Genomic DNA, 3,593 nt, shown 5'->3' with positions numbered 1-3,593 from the left:
CTCACGCACGAGCCCCGCTACCAAGGCTAAGGCGGCGATGAATGGGCTCGGCATGCGATACGTGCATCGCGATGTGTTTTTAGATAATCAAAACAGCGTCGCCGCGGTGCGCAAAAAGCTGCGCGAAGCCGTCGCGCTTGCTAAAAAGCAGGGTTACGCCATCGCTATCGGCCATCCCAAAAGCTCCACTCTGCGCGCGCTTGCAAACAGCGCCGACATCCTAGGCGAGGTCGATTTGGTCTATTTGGACGAAATTTATGAGTACTACGAGTGAGCTCGGTTTTAAAATTCCAAGCCTAGCAAGGCTCGGTGCGAGCGAGCCCGCGCAGCTGTATTTTAGGGGCGAGCCGGCGATGTTACAAAAGCGCCGCATCTCGATTGTGGGCTCGCGCAAGATGAGCGTTTATACTAAAAATTTGATCCTGCGCCTCGCGCGCGCTTTGAGCGATGCGGACTTTTGCGTCGTAAGCGGCGCGGCGATCGGCTGCGACATAGCCGCGCACGAAGGGGCGTTTCCAAACACGATCGCGGTTTTTGGCAACGGCCTTGATCAAATTTATCCCGCGCAAAACGCCGCCATGATCGGCAAAATTTACGAACGCAGTCTCGCGCTTAGCGAGTATGAGGACGGCGTGAGCGCGCGCGGATTTCAGTTTTTGCAGCGCAACCGCATCGTCGTAGCGCTGTCCGAGGCGCTCGTAGTCGCTCAAGCAGAGCCCCGCAGCGGTTCGTTGCAAAGCGCGCGCCTGGCTCGTGAGATGGGCGTGCCAGTGTATGTGCTGCCGCACCGAATGGACGAGAGCGCAGGCACGAACGATCTGCTCGCAAAATCTCAGGCGCGACTGATCGCGGATTTTGGCGAGTTTGTCGCCTCTTTGGCTCCGCAGACGCCGCAAAACACTGAGCGCGCGCAGGATGAGGTGATGGAATTTTTAGCGCTAAATTCCGATCTGCAAGCGGCGATCGAGCGCTTCGGCGATAAAATTTACGAATACGAGCTTGAAGGCAGGATCGAAATTTTAGGCGCAAAGATAGTGGCAAAATAGCTGATGAGCGGCGTTTGCTCGCTATGACTTGCGCACCGCTTGCCGGTACGGCTTGTTTGCACGGCGCGTAGTCTGCGCGGCCTGAGTTTAAATTTAGAAAAAGGCGGCTCGGTAAAATTTTACTTTCCGCGAGTCGCACTAGAGCTTAAAACAAACCCGCGCGGCTTGTTTTTGTGCAGCGCCGCTTGCCTCCGCTTGCGGTAATGATCGGTTTGTGAATGCTTCTCGCGATCTATAAAGACTTTGCAGTGCGGAATTTAAGCGTTAAAATGCATGAAATTTTCTTAAATAGCGTTTAAATGTTTGTTTGCCTATCGTGCTAAATTTTTGCGGGTAAATTTGGCTGCGGATTTCAGCGCGAGTGTGGTAGGCTAAATTTGCCGCAAGGAAAAATTTTGATCGCAGCAGCAAAATTTTACGAGTTATAAAGCGTAGGGACTTGTATCTGCTCCGTCGCGTGAGTGCGGGTTTGCTTTAAAATTTTGGTTTTACGTGGGGTGGGTTGGTTGCACGTCCGGCACCTGCACGGCAGGATTTATGCCCGCCGTGAGTTTGGGTGTCGCTTACGTGCAGCTCACGCGGACTCAGTGCGGATGTACCTGCCAGGTGCGGCGATCGAAATTTTAAAATTTGAAGCTTGCAGCACGCTAAATTTAATAGGCTCGCAAGCGGCGCAAGCGAGTGAAATTTGTGTCAATTTCGTATAAAATTTCATAAATTTCATAGCTAAATTCTGCGATAAAATTTAGCTATGAAATTCCGATCGCGGAATTTCGGCGATAGAATTTTAATAGCGGAATTCCGCAAAATTTGATGTTAGCAAAGGATAAATTTTGATAGTTGCGATCGATCTTGGGCTTAAACGTATCGGCGTGGCGGCGGCACCGGATGATAAGACGCCGCTTCCGTGCGAGCCGATCCTGCGCAAAAACCGCACCCAAGCCGCGCGCGAGCTAAGCGAACTGCTGCGCGAAAAGGGCGCCAGCGTGCTCGTGCTGGGCGTGCCGCGCGGCGGGGCGAGCGAGGAGGAGATGAGCAGGCGCATACGCCACTTCGCCTCGCTGCTAGATTTTGACGGCGAGATAAAATTTCAAGATGAGAGCTTTTCGAGCGCCGAAGCGGCGGAGTTTGCGAGCAAAGGCGCTAAAGGCGGCGGCAAGGATCCGCGCTTTGATAGCATCGCCGCGACGATAATTTTGCAGAGGTTTTTATCGAGCAAGGGCTAGGCGCATGCGTAGCAACGTAATTTGCACGCGGCGACGCAAGAGGAAAATCGTCGCTCGTCTATTTTGTCGCCGTTTGAAAGGCCGCAGAATTTTACTCGCTCGCCTAAAATAGACGGAATTTATGCGCGCCGAAAGTCGGTAAAATTTCATCGTCCGCTAAAGTTTGATATAATTTTGCTTTATCCGCAAAGAGTCTGCGGAATTTATTTTGGCGGCAGCTGTAAATGACGCTTTAGGCGGTTAAACCGAGCGAGATTGACGGCGGTTTGAACTTTAAGTAGTGAGGTTTATGCATTTTGGCGATTTGTGCTCGCGCGCACGGCTGCTATTTAAGTTTTTTCAAGGTCTATTTAGATGCAAAGAACACTAAGCAAAATTGCAAAAACGCGGATGCATCATAGAATAGGACGCAAATTTTGCGATAAATTTCATTTAGGGAGCGGTTATGTTTAAGATCACGATGTTGGTAAAAAAAGCGCCGGGTATCACGCAGCAGGAGTTTGTGGTACACTGGGCGGCGCATTCACAAAAGGTTTTGGCTAATCAAAAGGCACTAAATATCGTCCGCTATGCAAAAACTATGCCCGTCTTTCCAGAGGGACAGAGCACCAGGCGCGAGACGGCGGCGTTTGACTACGATGCGATGGGCGAGTTGTGGTATGAGAGCGTGCAGGCGTTTGCGGATGCGCGAAACAGCGAGGCGGCGCGAGCGGTGTTAGCGGAGCTGATGGTGGATGAGGCGAGGTTTTGCGATATGAAAAACTCCGTGATGTGGTTCGGCGATGAAGAGGCTGTGATAGAATTCGGTGCCAAGGAAGCGTAAATGTAAAGCTGAAATGATAAAATTTTATGGATCGCACAGGCGGTAAGAGGCGGAAATTTATCGTTCGCAGCCGATACGCTTTGGATACGGCGCGCGGAATCGCGGCAAATATAGTGCTCATGGATGATGTGTGGGTGCGGCTTACATGATGAAATTTACATGCGCGATACAGATACTGCGCGGCCTAAATTATTTTAAGGCTCATATATCTAAGTGGTGCGATCTAAGAATCCTGGGTATTGAGCCAAAACGCCTAAAGACGCATTACGCTTGCGATTTTGGCATAGAAAAGCCTATTTCTAAGATAAAACTTAAAGGGTGGTGGCATAAAATTTTTTAAAATTTTTAAGCAGCAATGCGAAATTTTCAAAAGTTTTCTAGGGCGTGGCAAGATGCTTGTCGCGGGCTTGGTATGCAACAAAAATATTTTACGCGTGAAATCCGCTTTAATAAATCGTCATCGTAGGGCTGTAGGCGTTTTAGACCTAAAGGATTAAA

The 3,593-nt window shown here is 50.3% G+C and carries 5 protein-coding genes; all 5 read left to right on the top strand.

The features are described from left to right. The coding region (locus Q0256_RS04645) for a divergent polysaccharide deacetylase family protein (protein ID WP_297960505.1) at positions 1-274 on the top strand (274 nt) is incomplete at its 5' end. Continuing rightward, a complete protein-coding gene (locus Q0256_RS04640; RefSeq protein WP_297960502.1) occupies positions 258-1,046 on the top strand; it encodes a DNA-processing protein DprA in 789 nt (262 codons plus the stop codon). The genes Q0256_RS04645 and Q0256_RS04640, both read left to right, overlap by 17 nt. Positions 1,047-1,879: 833 nt before the next feature. Then, entirely contained in the window at positions 1,880-2,272 is a 393-nt protein-coding gene (gene ruvX, locus Q0256_RS04635; RefSeq protein WP_297960499.1) for a Holliday junction resolvase RuvX, read from the top strand. Between the two features lie 445 nt (positions 2,273-2,717). Beyond that, positions 2,718-3,095 (top strand): EthD domain-containing protein, encoded by a 378-nt coding sequence (locus tag Q0256_RS04630; RefSeq protein ID WP_297960494.1) that lies wholly within the window; start codon positions 2,718-2,720, stop codon positions 3,093-3,095. Between the two features lie 130 nt (positions 3,096-3,225). After that, the gene (locus Q0256_RS04625; RefSeq protein WP_297960491.1) at positions 3,226-3,435 is read left to right on the top strand and encodes a hypothetical protein; all 210 of its coding nucleotides are present in this window, start codon (positions 3,226-3,228) and stop codon (positions 3,433-3,435) included. Positions 3,436-3,593 lie beyond the last annotated feature (158 nt).

This window comes from uncultured Campylobacter sp., assembly GCF_937949835.1.
GTDB lineage: Bacteria > Campylobacterota > Campylobacteria > Campylobacterales > Campylobacteraceae > Campylobacter_B.
The sequence above is the reverse complement of the archived record's forward strand: the minus strand, read 5'-3'. Positions and strand labels throughout refer to the sequence as shown.